The sequence below is a fragment of the Microbacterium murale genome (assembly GCF_014635185.1).
GTDB classification, from domain to species: Bacteria; Actinomycetota; Actinomycetes; order Actinomycetales; family Microbacteriaceae; genus Microbacterium; species Microbacterium murale.
In genome coordinates this window covers 451,245-469,289 of the sequence record NZ_BMCM01000001.1, presented here as the reverse complement: position 1 = coordinate 469,289, position 18,045 = coordinate 451,245, and the positions used below count along the sequence as shown (strand labels likewise).

At 67.6% G+C, this 18,045-nt stretch carries 20 protein-coding genes and 1 pseudogene; 12 read left to right on the top strand and 9 right to left on the bottom strand.

Features of this window, described 5'->3' with window-relative positions:
- The first annotated feature begins 86 nt into the window (after positions 1-86).
- Together IEV67_RS02230 and IEV67_RS02225 are read left to right on the top strand one after the other, a co-directional pair.
- Positions 87-710 carry an NADPH-dependent F420 reductase gene (locus IEV67_RS02230; protein WP_188434903.1) on the top strand — a complete coding sequence of 208 codons (624 nt, stop codon included), beginning with the start codon at positions 87-89 and terminating at the stop codon, positions 708-710.
- A gap of 133 nt (positions 711-843) precedes the next feature.
- Positions 844-1,233: a hypothetical protein gene (locus IEV67_RS02225; protein ID WP_188434902.1), complete on the top strand. Its 390-nt coding sequence runs from the start codon at positions 844-846 to the stop codon at positions 1,231-1,233.
- A 36-nt stretch (positions 1,234-1,269) separates the two neighbouring features.
- Here the strand turns inward: IEV67_RS02225 and IEV67_RS02220 are convergent, their stop codons facing one another.
- On the bottom strand, positions 1,270-2,712 hold the full coding sequence (locus tag IEV67_RS02220; RefSeq protein WP_188434901.1) for an MFS transporter: 1,443 nt from the start codon (positions 2,710-2,712) through the stop codon (positions 1,270-1,272).
- Positions 2,713-2,853: 141 nt separating this feature from the next.
- Between IEV67_RS02220 and IEV67_RS02215 the strand changes: the two genes are divergently transcribed.
- The 8 genes from IEV67_RS02215 to IEV67_RS02180 all read left to right on the top strand — a co-directional run bounded on the left by IEV67_RS02215 (position 2,854) and on the right by IEV67_RS02180 (position 9,898).
- The gene (locus IEV67_RS02215) at positions 2,854-4,683 is read left to right on the top strand and encodes a glycoside hydrolase family 35 protein (RefSeq protein ID WP_229702638.1); all 1,830 of its coding nucleotides are present in this window, start codon (positions 2,854-2,856) and stop codon (positions 4,681-4,683) included.
- A gap of 71 nt (positions 4,684-4,754) precedes the next feature.
- The gene (locus tag IEV67_RS02210; protein WP_188434899.1) at positions 4,755-5,444 is read left to right on the top strand and encodes a GNAT family N-acetyltransferase; all 690 of its coding nucleotides are present in this window, start codon (positions 4,755-4,757) and stop codon (positions 5,442-5,444) included.
- A gap of 48 nt (positions 5,445-5,492) precedes the next feature.
- Complete coding sequence (locus IEV67_RS02205; RefSeq protein ID WP_188434898.1) at positions 5,493-5,756, top strand: ribbon-helix-helix domain-containing protein; 264 nt, start codon at positions 5,493-5,495, stop codon at positions 5,754-5,756.
- Positions 5,753-6,163, top strand: coding sequence for a type II toxin-antitoxin system VapC family toxin (locus IEV67_RS02200; RefSeq protein WP_188434897.1), 411 nt, complete (start codon positions 5,753-5,755; stop codon positions 6,161-6,163). The genes IEV67_RS02205 and IEV67_RS02200 overlap by 4 nt, the downstream gene beginning before the upstream one ends.
- Positions 6,164-6,185: 22 nt before the next feature.
- On the top strand, positions 6,186-6,812 hold the full coding sequence (locus IEV67_RS02195) for a hypothetical protein (RefSeq protein WP_188434896.1): 627 nt from the start codon (positions 6,186-6,188) through the stop codon (positions 6,810-6,812).
- Positions 6,813-6,845: 33 nt separating this feature from the next.
- Positions 6,846-7,511 (top strand): YdeI/OmpD-associated family protein, encoded by a 666-nt coding sequence (locus IEV67_RS02190; RefSeq protein WP_188434895.1) that lies wholly within the window; start codon positions 6,846-6,848, stop codon positions 7,509-7,511.
- An 87-nt stretch (positions 7,512-7,598) separates the two neighbouring features.
- Positions 7,599-8,984, top strand: coding sequence for a glycine--tRNA ligase (locus tag IEV67_RS02185; RefSeq protein ID WP_188434894.1), 1,386 nt, complete (start codon positions 7,599-7,601; stop codon positions 8,982-8,984).
- Positions 8,985-9,079: 95 nt separating this feature from the next.
- The gene (locus IEV67_RS02180) at positions 9,080-9,898 is read left to right on the top strand and encodes a serine hydrolase domain-containing protein (RefSeq protein ID WP_188434893.1); all 819 of its coding nucleotides are present in this window, start codon (positions 9,080-9,082) and stop codon (positions 9,896-9,898) included.
- A gap of 9 nt (positions 9,899-9,907) precedes the next feature.
- On the opposite strand, the gene IEV67_RS02175 is transcribed toward IEV67_RS02180, so the two are convergent.
- Positions 9,908-10,870 carry a helix-turn-helix transcriptional regulator gene (locus tag IEV67_RS02175; RefSeq protein ID WP_188434892.1) on the bottom strand — a complete coding sequence of 321 codons (963 nt, stop codon included), beginning with the start codon at positions 10,868-10,870 and terminating at the stop codon, positions 9,908-9,910.
- Between the two features lie 69 nt (positions 10,871-10,939).
- Between IEV67_RS02175 and IEV67_RS02170 the strand changes: the two genes are divergently transcribed.
- Both IEV67_RS02170 and IEV67_RS02165 read left to right on the top strand, forming a co-directional pair.
- On the top strand, positions 10,940-12,082 hold the full coding sequence (locus IEV67_RS02170) for an epoxide hydrolase family protein (RefSeq protein ID WP_188434891.1): 1,143 nt from the start codon (positions 10,940-10,942) through the stop codon (positions 12,080-12,082).
- 78 nt (positions 12,083-12,160) lie between these two features.
- Positions 12,161-12,643, top strand: coding sequence for a hypothetical protein (locus IEV67_RS02165; protein WP_188434890.1), 483 nt, complete (start codon positions 12,161-12,163; stop codon positions 12,641-12,643).
- Positions 12,644-12,682: 39 nt separating this feature from the next.
- Here IEV67_RS02165 and IEV67_RS02160 read toward each other — a convergent pair whose 3' ends face one another.
- The 7 genes and pseudogenes from IEV67_RS02160 to IEV67_RS02135 form a co-directional block, all read right to left on the bottom strand.
- Complete coding sequence (locus tag IEV67_RS02160) at positions 12,683-13,105, bottom strand: DUF1801 domain-containing protein (protein WP_188434889.1); 423 nt, start codon at positions 13,103-13,105, stop codon at positions 12,683-12,685.
- Positions 13,106-13,109: 4 nt separating this feature from the next.
- On the bottom strand, positions 13,110-14,591 hold the full coding sequence (locus IEV67_RS02155; RefSeq protein ID WP_188434888.1) for a phytoene desaturase family protein: 1,482 nt from the start codon (positions 14,589-14,591) through the stop codon (positions 13,110-13,112).
- On the bottom strand, positions 14,588-15,055 hold the full coding sequence (locus tag IEV67_RS02150) for an SRPBCC family protein (protein ID WP_188434887.1): 468 nt from the start codon (positions 15,053-15,055) through the stop codon (positions 14,588-14,590). Before IEV67_RS02150 ends, IEV67_RS02155 begins: the two co-directional genes overlap by 4 nt.
- 69 nt (positions 15,056-15,124) lie before the next feature.
- Positions 15,125-15,697, bottom strand: a complete 573-nt coding sequence (locus IEV67_RS02145) for an HhH-GPD-type base excision DNA repair protein (RefSeq protein WP_188434886.1) — start codon at positions 15,695-15,697, stop codon at positions 15,125-15,127.
- Between the two features lie 14 nt (positions 15,698-15,711).
- The gene (locus tag IEV67_RS02140; protein ID WP_188434885.1) at positions 15,712-16,467 is read right to left on the bottom strand and encodes a class I SAM-dependent methyltransferase; all 756 of its coding nucleotides are present in this window, start codon (positions 16,465-16,467) and stop codon (positions 15,712-15,714) included.
- A gap of 61 nt (positions 16,468-16,528) precedes the next feature.
- Positions 16,529-16,624 (bottom strand): annotated as a pseudogene (locus IEV67_RS18900) (HhH-GPD-type base excision DNA repair protein); the annotation flags it as partial.
- 40 nt (positions 16,625-16,664) lie between these two features.
- On the bottom strand, positions 16,665-17,966 hold the full coding sequence (locus tag IEV67_RS02135; protein ID WP_188434884.1) for a glutamyl-tRNA reductase: 1,302 nt from the start codon (positions 17,964-17,966) through the stop codon (positions 16,665-16,667).
- Between the last annotated feature and the right edge of the window lie 79 nt (positions 17,967-18,045).

Sequence of the window (18,045 nt, the reverse complement as noted above, 5' to 3'; positions counted from 1 at the left end):
GTCGGGAATAGTTGTCGGGGCAAGTTGGTTGTGAATATTAATTGCCGAAGCAACAAAGTGCACCGGCTCTGACGAAAGGCAACACAATGACCGCGATCACCGTCATCGGAACCGGGAACATGGGCCAGGCCATCGCCGGCATCGCCGCGAAGGGCGGCTCCACTGTGCAGATCCTGGCGCGCGACCTCGAGAAGGCCGGAACCGCTGCCGCATCCATCGGTGCGACGGCCGGCGTCGTCGGCGACGCGATCAAGGGCGAGATCGTCGTCCTCGCCGTGCCCTACCCGGCGCTCGCCGAGATCGCCGGCACCTACGGCGACCACCTCACGGGCAAGGTCGTCGTCGACATCACCAACCCCGTCGACTTCGCGACGTTCGACGGACTCGTCGTTCCCGCCGACTCATCGGCTGCAGCGGAACTCGCGGCATCCGTCCCCGGCGCTCGCGTCGTGAAGGCCTTCAACACGAACTTCGCCGCGACCCTCGCCTCGGGTGAGCTGGGCGGCGCCCCCACCGTGGTGCAGCTCGCCGGCGACGATGACGCGGCCAAGAAGCTGCTCGCCGACGTGGTCACCGCCGGTGGCTTGAAGGTGGCGGATGCCGGTGCGCTGAAGCGTGCGCGTGAGCTCGAAGCCCTCGGCTTCCTGCAGATGGTGCTCGCCGTCCGCGAGCAGATCAGCTGGACCGGCGGCTACGCCGTCCGCGCCTGACTCCGAACCTGATCGGGTCGAACCTTGGGCCCGGCCACTTGTCAGTCCAGATCACGGATGTCGGTCGAAAACCGCGGTTCTCGACCGACATCCGTGATTCCTGCTGACATCTGTACCGAGGTACCCTCGTCGGATGGATGACTGGACCCCGCATCGCCGCGACGACGGCGAGCTGCTCGGCTGGATCCACCCCGCGGGTGACGACTGGGTCGCCGTCGATGTGCTGGGTCGCTCGATTTCCGAGCCCATCGAATGGCTCGACGCCGAGGCTGCGCTGGAAGAGCACGGCCTGTCATGGCTCGCCGAGCCGTGGATGCTCGACGGTGAGGCCGAACGCCCGCTTCGAGTGCGCATGGTCGAGGTCACCCCGGATCGCGACGGCGCCCCGGGCCGCATCGTGGTGAAGATCGACGACTACGGCGATATGAATCGCACGGCGACGGATCAGTTCGTGCTGCCGTGGCCAGTCCCCGCAAGGCTGCGGTCGCCGCGGCCCGGCGATCCGGACGGCTTCACGCTCTGACGCATTCTGTCGCGGGCCCGTTCGAGACCGAGCGCGTCAGCTGGGCAGTGACGGATGCCGTTCGACGGAGCGTGTCTTCGGGATGAACAGCGACAGCACCAGCGCGACAATTCCGGCGACGATCGCCAGCCAGAAGCAGACGTCGAACGCCTCGCGGGTGGGGACAGCCACTCCGTCGATCTCGACGCTCATCGCCGCGAGCACACCGCCCATGACTGCGGAGGCACTGGACGTGCCGACGGAGCGGAACAGTGCGTTGAGCCCGTTGGAGGCGCCGGTCTCGTTCGCGGGCACCGAGCGCATGATGATCATCGGCATGGCGGCGAACGTGAAGCCGATGCCGACGCCGATGATCGCGTTCGAGATCAGGATGTGCCACCACTCGGATGACCAGATCAACACGTAGACGTACGCCAGCACGATCGCTGCGGCGCCGACGGTGAACAGGGGCCGGGGTCCGACCGTGCGTTCGAGCCAGCCCGACAACGGCGAGATCACCATCATGACGAGGCCCGCGGGCATGATGATGAATGCCGCGGTCAACATGTCGAGCCCGAAACCGGAGCCGCTCTCCACCGGCAGCTCGAGCATCTGCGGGAACGTGACGTTCGAGGAGAACAGGGCGAACCCCATGCCGATCGCCGCGATGTTCGTGAACAGCACGGCAGGCCGTGCTGCGACGCGCAGGTCGAGCAGCGGTTCGCTGGTGCGCAGCTGATACCAGCCCCAGACCAGCAGTACCAGGATGCCGCCGATCAGGAGTGAGAGTCCGACGGGCGACGTCCAGCCCCACTCGGCGCCTCGTGAGACGTACAGCAGCAGCCCGGTGAGGCCGATTGCCAGTCCGATCGCGCCGAGTACGTCGAGGCGGCCGGGGGAGAGCAGCACGTCCTCCGGCACGAACAGGAAGACCAGGACGAGACCGATCACGCCGAGACCTGCGGCGAGCCAGAACAGCGAATGCCAGTCGGCGTTGATCGCCAGATACGCGGCCAGCGGCATCCCGAGCGCACCGCCGACGCCCATGGTCGCGCTCATCAGGGCGACGGCGGTGCCGAGTCGGTTCGCCGGGAGGATGTCGCGCATGACCGCGATGCCCAGGGGGATGACACCGGTGACCCCGCCCTGCAGGGCGCGGCCGATGATCACGCCGACGATCGATCCGGAGAGCGCTGCGATCACCGAGCCGACGATGAGCGCCGCCAACAGCACCACGATGACGCGGCGCTTGCCGTACATGTCGCCGAGACGGCCGGAGATCGGTGTCGCGATGGCGGCGACGAGCAGCGTGATCGTGACGACCCAGGTGGTGTCTTCGCGAGAGGCGTTCAGAAGCGTGGGCAGCTCGGCCTGCAGAGGCACCACCAGGGTGAACATGAACGAGGCGCAGAGGCCGGCGAAGGCGAGGACCGCGACCGTTAGGCCACGATTCGGGGTGCGGGAGAGGCGTTTTCTAGCTCTGTCATCTCTGTCTCCCACCGTGCAAGGCTATCGGTGCTCAGCCCGGGTGGGCGCGGATGGGCGACATGGCTGCCATCAGGTAGAGTCATGCGCGGTCGCGCACGACGCGCATCCGCCGCACTCCGAAAGGGTCGGAGCGAGAGTCACGCAGGAGTCCTCTTGAACCACGCATCCTCGTTCTCTCAAGATGTCTCTCCCGCGATCACACGGCGGGACGGGCGACTCTTCCGGAGCGGACAGCCGTACCGGATCCTCGCGGGAGCGCTGCACTACTTCCGCGTGCATCCGGACTACTGGGAGGATCGTCTTCGTCGCCTCGCCGCGATGGGCGCGAACACCGTCGACACGTACGTGGCCTGGAACTTCCACGAACGCACCGAGGGCGAGCCGCAGTTCGACGGCTGGCGCGACCTGGAATCGTTCATCCGGCTGGCCGGCGACGTGGGGCTCGATGTCTATCTGCGCCCGAGCCCGTACATCTGCGCTGAGTGGTCGAACGGTGGTCTGCCGTTCTGGCTGACCGGACGGGTGAGCGCCCTCCGCACGAGCGATCCTGAGTATCTTGCCGCGGTCGACCGCTGGTATGACGAGTTGATCCCGCGCATCGTGCCGCTTCAGGCTGCCTTCGGTGGGCCCGTCGTCGCCGTGCAGATCGAGAACGAGTACGGCTCGTTCGGCAGCGATCACACGTACCTCGAGCACCAGCGCGACGCTCTGCGTTCGCGAGGCATCGTCGAGCTGCTCACGACGGCCGACGGCATCACGCCCGACATGCTGACGCACGGCTCGGTGGCCGGCGCGCTGCCGACGTTCACCTTCGGTACAGGCGTCGCCACGGCGCAGGAGCTGCGTCGCCCCGAAGACGCACTCGTGTGCAGCGAGTTGTGGGGCGGATGGTTCGACCACTGGGGTGAGCCGCATCACGTGCGCTCTGCTGAGAGCATGATCGGCACGGTCGACGAGCTCCTCGCCGCAGGTGGATCCGTCAGCATCTACATGGCGCACGGTGGCACGAACTTCGGGCTGTGGAACGGCGCCAATCACGACGGTGCACTGCAGCCGACGATCACCAGTTACGACTCGGATGCTCCGATCGGCGAAGACGGATCGCTGAACGCGAAGTTCGAGGCACTCCGCACGGCATTCGCTCCCTTCCACGCAATAGAACTGCCGCAGCGCCCCGAACCCGCACCGGTACAGGCCGCGCAGTCGGTGCCGCTGCAGCCGGTGACGTCGTTGCGCGACTTCGCGGAGACGCTGCCGATGACCGGCGCGAGCACACCGATGCCGCAGACATTCGAGCAACTCGGCGTGGAGGACGGCATCGTCGTCTACCAGGCGCAGGTCGATGTGCCTGCGGATGCGACGATCGACATCGACACCCTGCACGATCGGGCGACCGTCTTCATCGATGACGAGCGGGTCGGCACGCTGGAGCGCGACGGACGACTGTCGCTGTCGCTGCCGGGCGGCGCGCGACGAGCGCTGCTGACGCTCATCGTCGAGAGCCTCGGACGCATCAACTACGGTCCGCGTACTGGTGAGGGCAAGGGCATCATGCGCGGCGTGCGCATCAACGGTCGGCGCTTCGTGCACGGGTGGACGCACCGTGCACTCCCTCGGGACGGGGTGCCTTCCGCGGGTGCGTGGGAAGCGGCGGATGCGGTCGCCTCCGCCGACGTGACGGCGAAGAGTGCGGCCGACGACGGACGCGTCGCCGGCGTCGCGCGTGCGGCCATCGACGTCGAAACTCCGGCGGACGCCTGGCTCGCCTTCCCCGGTGGGAACAAAGCAATGGTGTGGCTCAACGGGTTCCTGCTCGGCCGTTACTGGAAGGTCGGCCCGCAGCAGACGCTCTATGCCCCGGCCCCGCTCTGGAGATCGGGAGCGAACGAGATCATCGTCCTCGACACCGACGGTCTGGGTGCCACCGTCGATGTGCGAGAGAGGCCCGAGTTCGGCCTGACCGAGGAGTTCGTCGGTTCCTGATCATCGACGTCGCGAGCCGTGATTCTGCCCGCGCTTTCCGCATCTGGGCCGATCAGGGGCAGACTGGGGACGTGCGAACCATACGTGACCTGGACACCGTTGAACTCATCATCGACGCGCAGAGCCTGCTGGATTCCATCCGCGGACCCGAGCGCGTCATCGATGCCGGCACACTGCGTGCGCTGCAGCAATCCGGCAACTACGTCGTCGGGCTGTTCGACGGCGAGGACGGGACCGAGCGCATGGTCGGAGCATCCGTCGCCTTCTTCGGCGTTCCCGGCCAGCGCACGATGCACTCGCACATCACCGCGCTGATTCCCGAATACCGCGGCCGCGGGTGGGGGCGCGAGCTCAAAGAGCACCAGCGTCAGTGGGCGTTCTCGCGGGAGGTCGGTCGGATCACGTGGACCTTCGATCCGCTCGTCGCACGCAACGCGCACTTCTTCCTCACCGTGCTGGGCGCAAGGGTGACCGCATACGCGGTGAACCAGTACGGCATCTTCGGAGGCGGGGACGCCGGTGACGAGAGCGACCGGCTCGACGTCGAGTGGGCGCTCGCCGACATCGCGAAGCACCCAGCGGCGGAGTCGGTCGTCGCGACGCTGGAGATCCCTTCCGATGTCGAGGGAATGCGCGCGTCCGACCCCGACGCGGCGCACGAGTGGCGGCTGCGGCTGCGCGGCGAGATGGAGGAATTGCTCGGGCGGGGCCTGCGCGTCGCCGGTTTCGATGTGCAGCAGGGATACCTTTTCACCGAGTGAGTTTCAGATTTTGGTACCATCGGTCTCCGGTTTTGGTACCGTTCTCCCATGGCGATGAATCTGCGGTTGAGCGATGACGCGGCAGCAGCGTTGCGCGTCGAGTCGCAGCGCACGGGCGTCAGCCAGCAGGAGATCCTCCGACGCGCTGTGGATGAACATCTCGGGATCGGCGAGGCCAAGCGTGGAGCGCCGTACCCGGATTGGGTGATTCCACCTGAGCGACCGTACCGGCCCGTGACGCCGACGATCGTTCCCCCTCCGGGGAAGACGATGGCGCAGATCCTCGAGGAACTGCGTGAGGATCGCCTGTGAGCATCTACGTGGATTCGAGCGCGCTCATCAAGCGAGTCTCGAAGGAGGAGCACCAGGCCGCACTTTCGACCGCGCTTACACAGGCAGTCGCAGGAGGACATCTGCTCATCGCCTCTGCCCTTGCTCGTGTCGAGGTGTCTCGAGCGTTGCGGGTGCGACTTGATGATCACGACCCACGACAGATCTCGGTCGCCTCAGCCCTCGCCATGGAGGGTATCGGCGTCGCGCCGATGACCGGTCCGATCCTCGAGAGCGCCCGCATCATCGGGCCCCCTGTACTGCGGTCCCTCGACGCGATACACCTCGCGACGGCGGTGGCAGTCGGGGCTGACGAGCTATGGACTTACGACGAGCGGCTGGCCTCCGCATCCGAGGAGATCGGCATCGTCGCGCGCATGCCGTCCTGACAGTCTCTGGTTTCATGGACGCATGACATCCGAGGACGATCTCGCACAGCATCCGGCCGACACCGAGTGGCACCGCTGGGCGCCGATAGGTGAGACTCTCGACACGAGCGGCGTGCCAGGCAGCGGTCCGGTGCCCAGCATCGCCGCGTTCGAGCTGCTGCCGCTCGAGCCGATGCTCGTTCCGGAGCAGCCGCGGCGCGGCGAGGTCGACGCCTCGGAATGCGGGCACTGCAAACCGTCGAAGCGCACGATCTGGCACGACGACGAGTGGCAGGTGAGCTCGGGTTTCGAAGGCGGCGTCGGGCTGCCGTTCATCGGCTCGATCTCGCCGCGCCGCCACGTGAAGCTCGAAGACGCCCCGATCGAGGTTCTTGCAGGTCTCGGCCCTGTGCTGCAGCGACTGTCGGAGGCCACCAAGATGATCCCCGCGGTCGCGCGCTGCCATTTCTCGCGGTGGAACGACGGCTCGGCGCACCTTCATCTGTGGGCGTACGCCCGCCCGGCGGGGATGATGCAGGGGCGCGGCGCGATCCTGCCGTACTGGGAGCAGAGCATGCCGGCGATGCCGGAGGAGATGATGAACGAACACATCGTGATCGTCGCCGAGTCGCTCGCCGCGGGTGGGGGAGAGGCCTTCCCCAACCGTTGAGTCGATGTCGGATGCTCGTGGCATCCTGTTTCCATGGACGATGAGGCAGGGCAGGCGGGCGGCTCGGCGGAGAAGCCTGCGGTGTTCTTCCGCGACGCGGCGGAGTTCCGCGCCTGGCTCGAGCTGTATCACGCCTCCGAGGCGGAACTGTGGATGGAGGTGCGCAAGGCGCACGTCCATGATCGGGGTCTGATGTGGGCGGATGCCGTGCCAGAGGCTCTGTGCTTCGGATGGATCGACTCCGTGTCGCAGCCCATCGACGACGATCGGCGTCGCCAGCGGTGGACTCCGCGAAAGGCGGGCAGCACCTGGTCGAAGGTCAACGTGGCGCACGTCGAGCGGCTCGTGGCCGAGGGGAAGATGGCATCCGCCGGTCTGGCCGCGTTCGAGGCCAGGAGCGCAGACCGCACCGGCACCTACTCGCACGAGAACGATGACGCAGAACTCGAGCCGGAGGTGCAGGCCGTGCTCGACTCTTCCGCTGCAGCGCAGGCGTTCCTCGATGCCGCAGCCGCGGGGTACCGCAAGGCCGTGCGGCACTGGATCTCAACAGCCAAGCGCCCTGCCACCCGCATCGCGCGCGCCGAGCAGCTCGTGGCCGAGAGCGCAGCCGGGCGGCTCGTGCCGTTCGCACGCCCGGGCAAGACGCCGGCGTGGCTGGTGCGCGCGGCCGCCGCCGCTGCCGCAGTCGAGGGCTGAATCGGTCGCGTCGGCGCGGATAGGATGGAGGATGCCGCGGCATGTCCGCGCGCAGCATCCGAATCTCTCCCGACCATTGGAGCCACCGTGGCCGAACAGTCCCGTCTTGACAAGGTCATCAGCCTCGCCCGCCACCGCGGGTTCGTGTTCCAAGCGGGTGAGATCTACGGCGGTTCGCGTTCCGCGTGGGACTACGGCCCCCTCGGCACGGAACTGAAGGAGAACATCCGCCGCCAGTGGTGGCAGACCTTCGTCCGCGGACGCGGCGACATGGTGGGCCTTGACTCATCGATCATCCTGCCGAAGCGCGTGTGGGAGGCCTCCGGCCACGTCGCCACCTTCACCGACCCGCTGGTCGAGTGCCTGAGCTGCCACAAGCGCTTCCGCGCCGACACACTCATCGAGGACTTCGAGGCGCGCAAGGGACGCAAGGCCGAGAACGGCCTGGCCGACGTGCCGTGCCCGAACTGCGGCAACAAGGGGCAGTACACCGAGCCCAAGGCGTTCTCGGGCCTCGTCAAGACCTACCTCGGCGTCGTCGACGACGAGTCCGGACTGTTCTATCTGCGCCCCGAGACGGCGCAGGGCATCTTCGTGAACTTCGCGAACGTGCTCACCGCCAGCCGCAAGAAGCCGCCGTTCGGCATCGGCCAGGTCGGCAAGGCGTTCCGCAACGAGATCACGCCCGGGAACTTCATCTTCCGCACCCGCGAGTTCGAGCAGATGGAGATCGAGTACTTCGTGCCTCCCGCCGAGGCGCAGGAGTGGTTCGAGCACTGGGTCGAGGCATGCTGGGCATGGTTCGAGGACCTCGGAATCGACACCGCGAACATGCGTCGCTTCGATGTTCCGGAGGACGAGCGGGCGCACTACTCGGCCGGCACGATCGATTTCGAGTACCGCTTCGGCTTCCCCGGCAAGGAGTGGGGCGAGCTGATGGGCGTCGCCAACCGCACCGACTACGACCTCTCCAGCCACTCCGAGGCCTCCGGCCAGAGCCTGTCCTACTTCGACCAGGCATCCGGCGAGCGCTACACGCCGTACGTCATCGAGCCTTCGTTCGGACTCACCCGCTCGATGATGGCGTTCCTCGTCGACTCGTACGTCGAGGAGGAGGTGCCGAACGCCAAGGGCGGCACCGACACCCGCACGGTGCTCAAGCTCGACCCGCGACTCGCGCCGGTCAAGGTCGCCGTCCTTCCGCTGTCGCGCAACGAGAGGCTCTCGCCGCTCGCCCGTGAGGTCGCCGATTCGCTGCGCGGACGCTGGGCCATCGACTTCGATGACGCCGGTGCGATCGGTCGCCGCTACCGCCGTCAGGACGAGATCGGTACGCCGTTCTGCGTGACGGTCGACTTCGACTCGCTCGACGACCACGCCGTCACCGTGCGCGACCGCGACACGATGGCGCAGGAGCGCATCCCCGTCGAGAAGCTCCACGAGTACCTGGCCGAGCGCCTCAAGGGCGCCTGAGCCACGGCATCCGGAGCCCCGATTCAGACGTCTGAATCGGGGCTTCGTGCTGCCCGGCTTGGCATGCGGATGCCGCGGCATGGGACGATGGGGCGGTGGAGACCACGACTTTCGCAGCGACAGACGGCTTCCCCCACACGGCCCTGGTCGGGGTGACCGATCCTGAGCATACGCTCGCCGTGCAGGGTGACGCGCACACGGTCCTCCCGCTGGCGTCGGTGTCAAAGCCCATCTCGGCCTGGGGTGTACTGATCGCCGTCGAGCGTGGGCTCGTCGACCTCGACGAGCCGGCCGGGCCGGAGGGCTCGACGCTGTTGAACCTGCTCGACCACACCAGCGGACTGCCCTTCGAGGGCGACCAGACGCAGGCGGCGCCCGGAACGCGGCGCATCTACTCGAACGCCGGGTTCGACGCACTCGGCGCGCACGTGGCCGATGCTGTCGGTATGCCGTTCGCCGACTGGATGGCCCGCGAAGTCACCGTGCCGTTGGGCATGAAGGACATCGTCGTGACCGGTCGGCCGTCCGCAGGCTACCTGGCCTCGATCGAAGACCTGCTGACGTTCGCACGTGAGGTGCTGCGTCCGACGCTGATCCCGGTCGAGCTGCGCGACCTTGCGCTTGCGGTCTCACGGTCGGGGCTGCGCGGCGTGGTGCCCGGTTACGGCTCGTTCGACGACAATCGGTGGGGACTGGGATTCGAGCTCAAAGGCACGAAGAGTCCGCACTGGATGAGTGACACCCTGCCGCCCGAGACCGCTGGGCACTTCGGCGGGCAGGGGAGCTTCCTGCTCATCGACCGCTCCCGTGACCTCGGCGCAGCGTTCCTCTCCGGCGTCGCCTTCGGCGACGAGCACAAGCGCATCTGGCCGCCGCTCACCGAGGAGATCGTCGCACGTTACGGCGGTCGCTGACGGCGGCGCTCACGCGGACGAGCCCGCGACGGCCCGCGAGTAGCGCTCGGACAACAGCCGCAGCCGGGGGATGAGCTCTGCGGGAGATTCGACCGTGAAGTCCATCATCAGCATCCCGATGTACGCCGCGACGGTATCGAGGCTGTCAGCGCCGGTGACGAGGATGCAGTGGTCCTCGTCGACCGGCTCGACGACGCCGACCGCGGCGTGGATCCGGTCGAGCACCGCCTCGGCCGGAGCGTCGATCCGCAGTCTCGCATGCACGATCCAGCCGCTCACCGCGATCGTGCGCATTGCGAACCCGGTGTAGTCGCCGCCTTGCAGTGGCCTGGGGTCGAACCGGCGGCGCGTCGGCATACGCAGGGTCATCCAATCGACGCGGTAGGTGTCCCAATCGCCGGACTGCGGGTCGCGTGCGACGAGATACCAACGGCGGTGCCAAGTCAACAGACGGTACGGTTCGACGAGCACTGGCGCGTCCGAGTAGTCGAAGCGCAACCATTCCTCGTTGCGGATCGCGCTCGCGATGGCCTGCAGTGCCGCGGCGTCGACCTCGGGGTCGGGGGCGTCGGTGTCGTTGTTCTCGGGTGCGCGATCCACGCTCGCGCGGAGTGCATCGACCATCGGACGCAACCGTGACGGCAGCACCTGCTCGAGCTTGGCCAACGCGCGCGCACCCGCCTCTTCCACGCCGGCGACGCCACCGGCGGCGCGCAGCCCGACGGTCACGGCGACGGCCTCGTCGTCATCGAGCAGCAGGGGCGGGAGCGTCCCGCCCGCGCCGAGACGATATCCACCGATCGCGCCGCGCGTCGCATCGACCGGGTATCCGAGTTCACGCAACCGATCGATGTCGTTGCGGATCGTCCGACCGGAGACGCCGAGCCGATCGGCCAGCTCTCGTCCGGAGCGCGCCGAACCCGTCTGCAGTAGCGCCAGCAGCCGAAGCAGGCGAGCGGTCGGATCGGCCATGTGAGCACTCCTCGGAAGAGATTCCTATTAGGAACTGATCCTACCTATTGCGCTTCTATCGTCGATGACATGAACAGCGAAACCAACATCCAGATCAGCATCCGCCCCTTCACCGTCTCGGTCTCCGAGGCCGAGATCACCGACCTCAAGGACCGACTCGCCCGCACCCGTCTGCCGCAGCCCGCTCCGACGGATGATTGGGATGCCGGCACCCCGAACTCCTACCTTCGCGAGGCCGTCGACGCCTGGCGTGCGTTCGACTGGCGCGATGCCGAGGCGAAGATCAACGAACGAGCGCATTTCATCGCCGAGATCGACGAGCAGCCGATCCACTTCATCCACGTCCGGTCGGCGCATGAAGGCGCGACGCCGCTGCTTCTCGCCCACACCTATCCCGGATCGTCCGTCGACTACCTCGACATGATCGACGAGCTCGTCGACCCGGTGGCGCACGGCGGGCGGGCCGAGGACGCGTTCGACGTCGTGATACCGGATGCTCCTGGCTACGGCTTCTCGCAGCCGCTCACCTCATCCGGATGGACCACCGCGCGCGTAGCAGCTGCCTACGACCGGCTCATGCGCGAACTCGGCTATGACAGCTACGGCATTCATGGTTCGGACAACGGCGCGATGGTCGCCCGCGAACTGGGTCTGCTGAACCCGGACGGTTTCCTCGGCCTCCATGTGCTGCAGCTGTTCTCGTTCCCGTCCGGGGACCCGGCCGAATTCGAGAAGCTCGAGCCCGCTGACTACGCCGGGCTCGAGCACATGCAGTGGTTCCAATCTGTCGGCGGATACAACACCATGAACGCGTCGCGTCCGCAGACCGTCGCGGTCGGCCTCAGCGATTCACCGCTCGGACTGCTGGCGTACAGCGAGCTCTTCAACAGCTTCGGCAACGGGACCTCGCTCGTGACACTCGCGCAGATCCTGCTCGAGGTCAGCGTGAACTGGTTCGCGAACGCCGCCAGCGGCATGAGCCGAAGCTACCTCGAGAACGCACGAGTCCAGGCAGAGCCGCAGGTCAGCCACGCCCGTACCGGGGTCGCCGTATTCAAGGACGATTTCCAGACCATCCGCGTCTTCGCGGAGCGCGACAACGACAACATCGTGCATTGGACCCGCTTCGACGAGGGCGGGCACTTCGCCGCGCTCGAGCGTCCCGCGCTGGTCGCGGGTGATATCCGATCGTTCTTCGCCAGCCTGCGCTGACGTCCGTGACGGGGCCCTTGCAATGGGCCCCGATCGCGGCGTCCTCGGCGGCGTGGATGCCGGGTCTATGCTGTCCGCATGATCGCGCAGTGGAGCGAGTTCAACGTCGCCATGGCGGGTGCCACCGCGGCCCTCGCCGGACTCGTGATCGTCGCGGCGAGCGTCAACATCGCCGAGATCGTCAAGTCGCGCACGCTCACCGCGCGGCTGCTGGCGGGGATCGCGGCCCTCGTCCTCGCGCTCGCCGTCTCGGCGCTCGGCCTGGTGCCCGACCTCGATCTCGCCTGGTACGGCGGCCTGATCATCGTGGTGACGCTGCTCGCCGCAGCCTTCCAGGTGAACGTCACGCGTCTGATCGCACGAGATCCCGACCCTGCCGACCGCGCTCGACCCCTCAAATACCTGATCGGCTTCCTCCCGCTCGCCGCGTATGTCGTCGCCGGCGTGATGGTGTGGGCGGGGCATCCGTCCGGCCTGCACCTCGCCGCCGCCGGATGTCTCCTTGCGATCGTCTCGGCGATCGTCGTCTCGTGGGTGGCGCTGGTCGAGGTGCTGCGCTGATGCGCACGCCGGCGAGCGAAGAGGGGCGCTGTCGCAGCGTCAGCCGGTGACGGTGATCTCCACCTGGTCGTTGCCCCCGGCCTCAGTCCACGCGAGCGTGCTCTCCAGGATGCCGCGGAGCACGGCGAGATCGACCTTCTCCAGATCCTTGATGTACAGACATCCCTTGCCGGTGGTGTGCGGCCCGAGCTGCGCGAGCTCTTCGGGGTATCGGCCGGTGTCGTCCAGGTAGATGGTGGAGGCGGTCTTGCGCGGTGCGAACGCGAGGATGGGCATGTCGCCCTCGTTGCCCGTCGGATAGCGGTAATGGCACGAACCGAAGCCGACGATCGTTCCCCAGGCGGCGGGTTCGCGACCGGAGACCTCCTGCATCAGGGCGGTCAGAGTCTCGGCATCCCGTCGTCTGGCCGCGGGAGTCGCGGTGGCGATCAGGGTGGCGATGTTCGAACCGGTCTGCTTCATGGATTCATTCTCCAGCAGAAACGTGATCCGGTGAGAGGTTCGGCAGCATCCTCGTCCCGAAGTCGTTCCGCAACGCGCTCAGCGCCGCGTGCCAGCCCGCCAAGCCGTGCACTCCTGGGCCCGGAGTCGTCGACGCGCCGCAGAGGTAGACGCCGTGCATCGGCGTCTTCCACGGATCCGGGCTGACAACAGGGCGACGCAGCAGCTGCGCGAGATCCGGCGTCCCCGAAGAGATATCGCCGCGAAGATAGTTGGGATTGTGCCGCTCCACATCCATCGCCGTGCGCGACGACATCCCCAGGATCGTGTCCCGGAAACCCGGTGCGAACCGTTCGATCTGTCGGATGACCGCCTCCGACCTGTCAGCACGAGAGGCAGCCGGCACGTGCGTGTAGGTCCACAGGGTGTGCTGTCCGGCGGGGGCCCTGGTCTCGTCGAACAGCGAGGGCTGCGAGACGAGGACGTACGGGGAATCCGAGAGGGTGCCATGAGCGACGGCATTCTCGGCTGCCGCGATCTCCGCCCTGGTGCCGCCGAGATGGAGGGTTCCGGCGCGACCGAGCTCAGGATGGGACCACGGCACGGGCGCGGAGAGGGCGAAGTCCACCTTCGCGACGGCGTTGCCGTAGCGGAATCGACCGAGCGCTTTGCGGTAGCGCTGCGGCATCCGTTCGCCGGCGATCCTGCTCAGCGCACGCGGCGTGACGTCGAGCAGCGTCACGCGAGACGCCGGCAGCTCGTCGAGAGAGCCGACTTCGTGATCGGTCACGAGTTCGCCGCCATGCGCGAGAAGATCGGCGACCATGGCGTCGATGATGCTCTGGCTTCCGCCGATCGGAATCGGCCACCCCTTCGCATGCGCGTACGAGGTCAGGGCAAGGCCCGCGCCGGAGCTGGCCAGGCCGGGCAGCGGCAGGATCGAGTGCGACGCGACCCCTGTGAGCATGGCCGGCGCGGCGTCCTCACGGAAGCGCGCATTCCACAGCGGGCTGCCCTGCTCCAGCGCTGCCAGGCCGAAGGCCAGGGCGGTCGGAATGTCCCGCGGGACGCGCAGGAGGGTGTCGCCGGTGAAGTCGGCGACCCTCGTCGATCGCTCGACCAAAGGGCGCATCAGGCTCGCGTACGCCCTGCCGTCCGCGCCGAGGTTCTCTGCCGTACGCTCCAGATCCCGATAGGCGATCCCCGCCCTGCCGCCGTCGAGCGGATGCGCGAACGAAATCTCCGGCACGGCGAACGGCACGCGACGCGTCAGTCCGAACTCGCGGAAGAAGCGGGATTCGAAGGCGAGCGGATGCACCGCGGAGCACACATCGTGACGGAAGCCGGGCAGAGTGAGCTCCTCGGTCGACGCTCCGCCCCCTGCGGCGGCGGCGCGCTCGAAGACCCGCACAGAGAGTCCTGCGCGTGCGAGCGTGACCGCGGCGGCGAGACCGTTGGGCCCGGCGCCGACGACGGTGGCGTCGACATCGAAGGAGCGGGGTGTCATGTGATCTCCGAATCGGATGCCGTGCTCATGGGTGCGGACCCTTCGGCGAGATACGCCAGCCGGTGCAGCGTCTCGGCGTTGCGCCATTGCAGCAGCGCGTCGGTCAACACGTAAGGGAGTGCCTTCGCAGGTCCGCTGACCGCCTCTTCCTGGATGCGGACCAGGCATCCGGCTCCGAACGGCTTGACGTCGATCGTCACGCGCGCCTCTCCGATCGGCCAGCCCCGAGCGGTCATCACCATGCGGCGCGGCGGATCCCAGGTCACGGCGCTGGTGGTGTCGTCGAGGAGCGCGGGCCAGACTCCGACGGAGTGATGCAGTGTCGATCCGGCTTGCGGCCACGCGGCGTCGACATCGCGCATACGCGAAGCTCCGACCACCCAGCCCGGGTAGAGCCAGCCGTCCGCCAGCACGCGGAAGACGGCTTCGGGCGGGCAGTTCATCCTTCGGACGTTTCTCGACATGCGCGCTCCCTGGCTCGTTGCCGACCAGTCTGCGTCACCGGGTCTTCGACTGAACGGGCCTTGACAAGTTCACGCCGAGGCTTTGGCCGCAGCTTTCATCGCCTTTTTGTGCTCACGCACCTTCGTCAGAGACTCGGGCGAGACGATGTCGGCGACGCTGCGGTACGAGCCGTCATCACCGTAGGGGGCGGATGCCTCGCGCCACCCCTCACCCGTGAATCCGTACTGCTTGCCGAGCAGTGCGAGGAAGATCTTCGCCTTCTGCTCGCCGAATCCAGGCAGCTTCTTCAGCCGACGCAGCACCTCGGGGCCGTCCGGGTCGTCCTGGGTCCAGAGTGCTGCAGCATCGCCGCCCCAGGAATCGACGAGCTCCTGGCAGAGCGTCTGCACACGGGTCGCCATGGAGCCCGGGAATCGGTGCACGGCGGGCGTCTGCCGGAATGCTTCGAGGAAGGCCTCGGGGTCCATGCCGGCGATCGCCGTGGCATCCGACGCACCTGTGCGCTGCTCGATCTTGAGCGGGCCGGCGAACGCGGTCTCCATGGGCACCTGCTGGTCCAGCAGCATCCCCACCAGCAGAGCGAGCGGGTTGTCGGTCAGCAGCGCGTCGGCGGCGGTGTCTCCGGTGATGTGAAGGGCCATGAGTCCATCCTCTCTTACGACCAGGCGGCGGATTCGCAGATGCAGAGCTGGGTCGAGGAGTCCGCCCCGAAGGGGCTGCCGTCCCAATTGCCCAGGCGCTCGACCAGTCGGAGTCCAGCGTGCGCAAGGAGCACCGGCAGTTCCTGGGGGAAGATGCTTCGCACCTCGATTGACACCGTCTGGAAGTCGGGCTCGGAGTCCGTCGAGAAGTGCCAGGTTCCGCGTGTCACCTGCGCGGCAGCATCGTAGGCGTCGGCGACATCGACGTGGACATCGCCGCGGCCTGGATCGGTGAATGATGTGCGCGGGCGCCGGACCCCGTCGGCGTCAGCCAGGAGACGCACATTGGGATTGAAGACGTCGAATGCGAACCGTCCGCCGGGCGCGAGGTGCCGCCTGACCGCGCGGAAGCATTGCACGATGTCGTCAGCCTCGTGCAGGTGCAGCAGTGCGTTGCCAGCGATGAAGATGAGGTCGAACTCGTTGTCCAGGTCGAAGTCGCGCATGTCGCCTTGCTGCCACTCGACAAACACGCCGCGCTCGTCAGCCTTCTGCCGCGCCTCAGTCAGCATGTCCAGCGACAGGTCGAGGCCGACGCTCGGGTGTCCATCGGCCGCGATCGGGATCAGCTTGTGACCTGTTCCGCATCCGAGTTCGAGCACGTGCCCGCCCCTGCCATCGGCTTCGGCGCGATAGAAATCCACGGCTGCCTTGCTCGCCGGAAACAGCAGATCGTACAGCCTCGCGTCCGAGTACAGATCCTGTGTCATTCGCGCCTCCTCGTGGCCCACACTCTCACGGTGTGGGTCTTCGCGCAGTTAATGGTTAGCGCACACGCTGGTCCAGCAGCATCCCCACCAGCAGAGCGAGCCGGTTGTCGGTCAGCAGCGCGTCGGCGGCGGCGTCCCCGGTGATGTGAAGGGCCAGGTGACCAGAAGTGCAATGTGAAGGGCGGGCGAACGGCGGCTCAGGCGGATTCGGCCGCTGGCGCCTCGGTGGCGACCTCGGCCGTGATGCCGTACAGCGTCTCGAGCGCGGCAGCGAACTCGTCGCCGCGGCCCTGAGCCGCGAGCTCGTGCGCCCGCGTCGTCGGGGTGTGCGTCAGCACGCCGGCGAGGTGGCGCATGGCCTGCTCGACCTTGCCGCCTTCGTCGCCGCGGGAGCGAGCGCGCTCGATCTCGGCTTCCATGAGCGAGAGGATGTGCGTGCGGAATGCGACGACCGAAGGCGTCACGCTCTGCTGCGCGCCGACGACGTGGAACGTGTCTGCGGCCTCGCGAACCACTGTGCGCGCGGCATCCGTCGCCTGCAGCTCCTCGAGGGGCGCGTGCAGACGGATCGTCTCGAGGTCGAGCAGCGCGACGCCCTCGAGGCTCGCGATGTCGGGGTCGACGTTGCGCGGCATGCCCAGGTCGATCACGAGCTGCGAGGTCTGCTGGCCCATGGGGCATCCGGCAGCCGAGTCTCGTGCCTGACCCTGCAGTTGAGCACGGCCGAGCACGGGCTCGGTCGCGGTGGTGCAGGTGATCAGCAGGCTCGACGCCGTCGCGATGCGCGCGTAATCGGCTTCGGCAACGGCCGTGATGTCGTGCTTCTTGGCGAAGAGCTCTGCACGGCCGGACGGCGAGTACACCGAGATGTTCGTCGCACCGCGCTCACGGAGTGTCGCGAGCGTCACGGCGGCGTACGAACCCGTGCCCACGAGGAGCACGCGCTCGGCGGACCAGTCGGCGATGCGACTGTCGGCCAGTTCGAGCGCGAGGCGGACCAGCGACCGGCCGGCACGTCCCAGTGCGGTGACGTTCTTGACCTTGCGCTGCGCCTGGCTGGCTCGCTGGAAGAGCCGCTCGAGTTCGGGGGAGGTGGTGCCGTGCTTACGGGCTGTCGTGAGCGCGCGCCGCACCTGGCCGGCGATCTCGCCCTCGCCGGAGACGACGGATTCCAGACCCGACGCAACAGCGAACAGGTGCTCGGCGACCCTGCGGCCGGAGTGCACGGCGTACGCGCCGTCCAACTCCTCGGTGGGGATGCCGGCGGACTGCTCGATCGCCTCGAGCACGGCCTCGACGCCGACGGCGCCGGCTGCGGTCACCGGTTCGTCGACCTCGACGTACGCCTCGAAGCGGTTGCACGTGGATACGACGACTGCCCCCTGCACGCACGGAGCGAGGCGCAGAAGATTCGGCGCGACGTCGTCGGGGGTGCGGCTCAGTCGTTCGAGCATTTCGAAAGAGGCGGTCTTGTGGTTCGCCGTCACACACAGCAGCACAAGGACATCCTACGCCGCCTTCCGGAGTGCCTCCTGGACGCGGCCACCGGGCGCCCACAGAGACCGGATGGGAAGATGG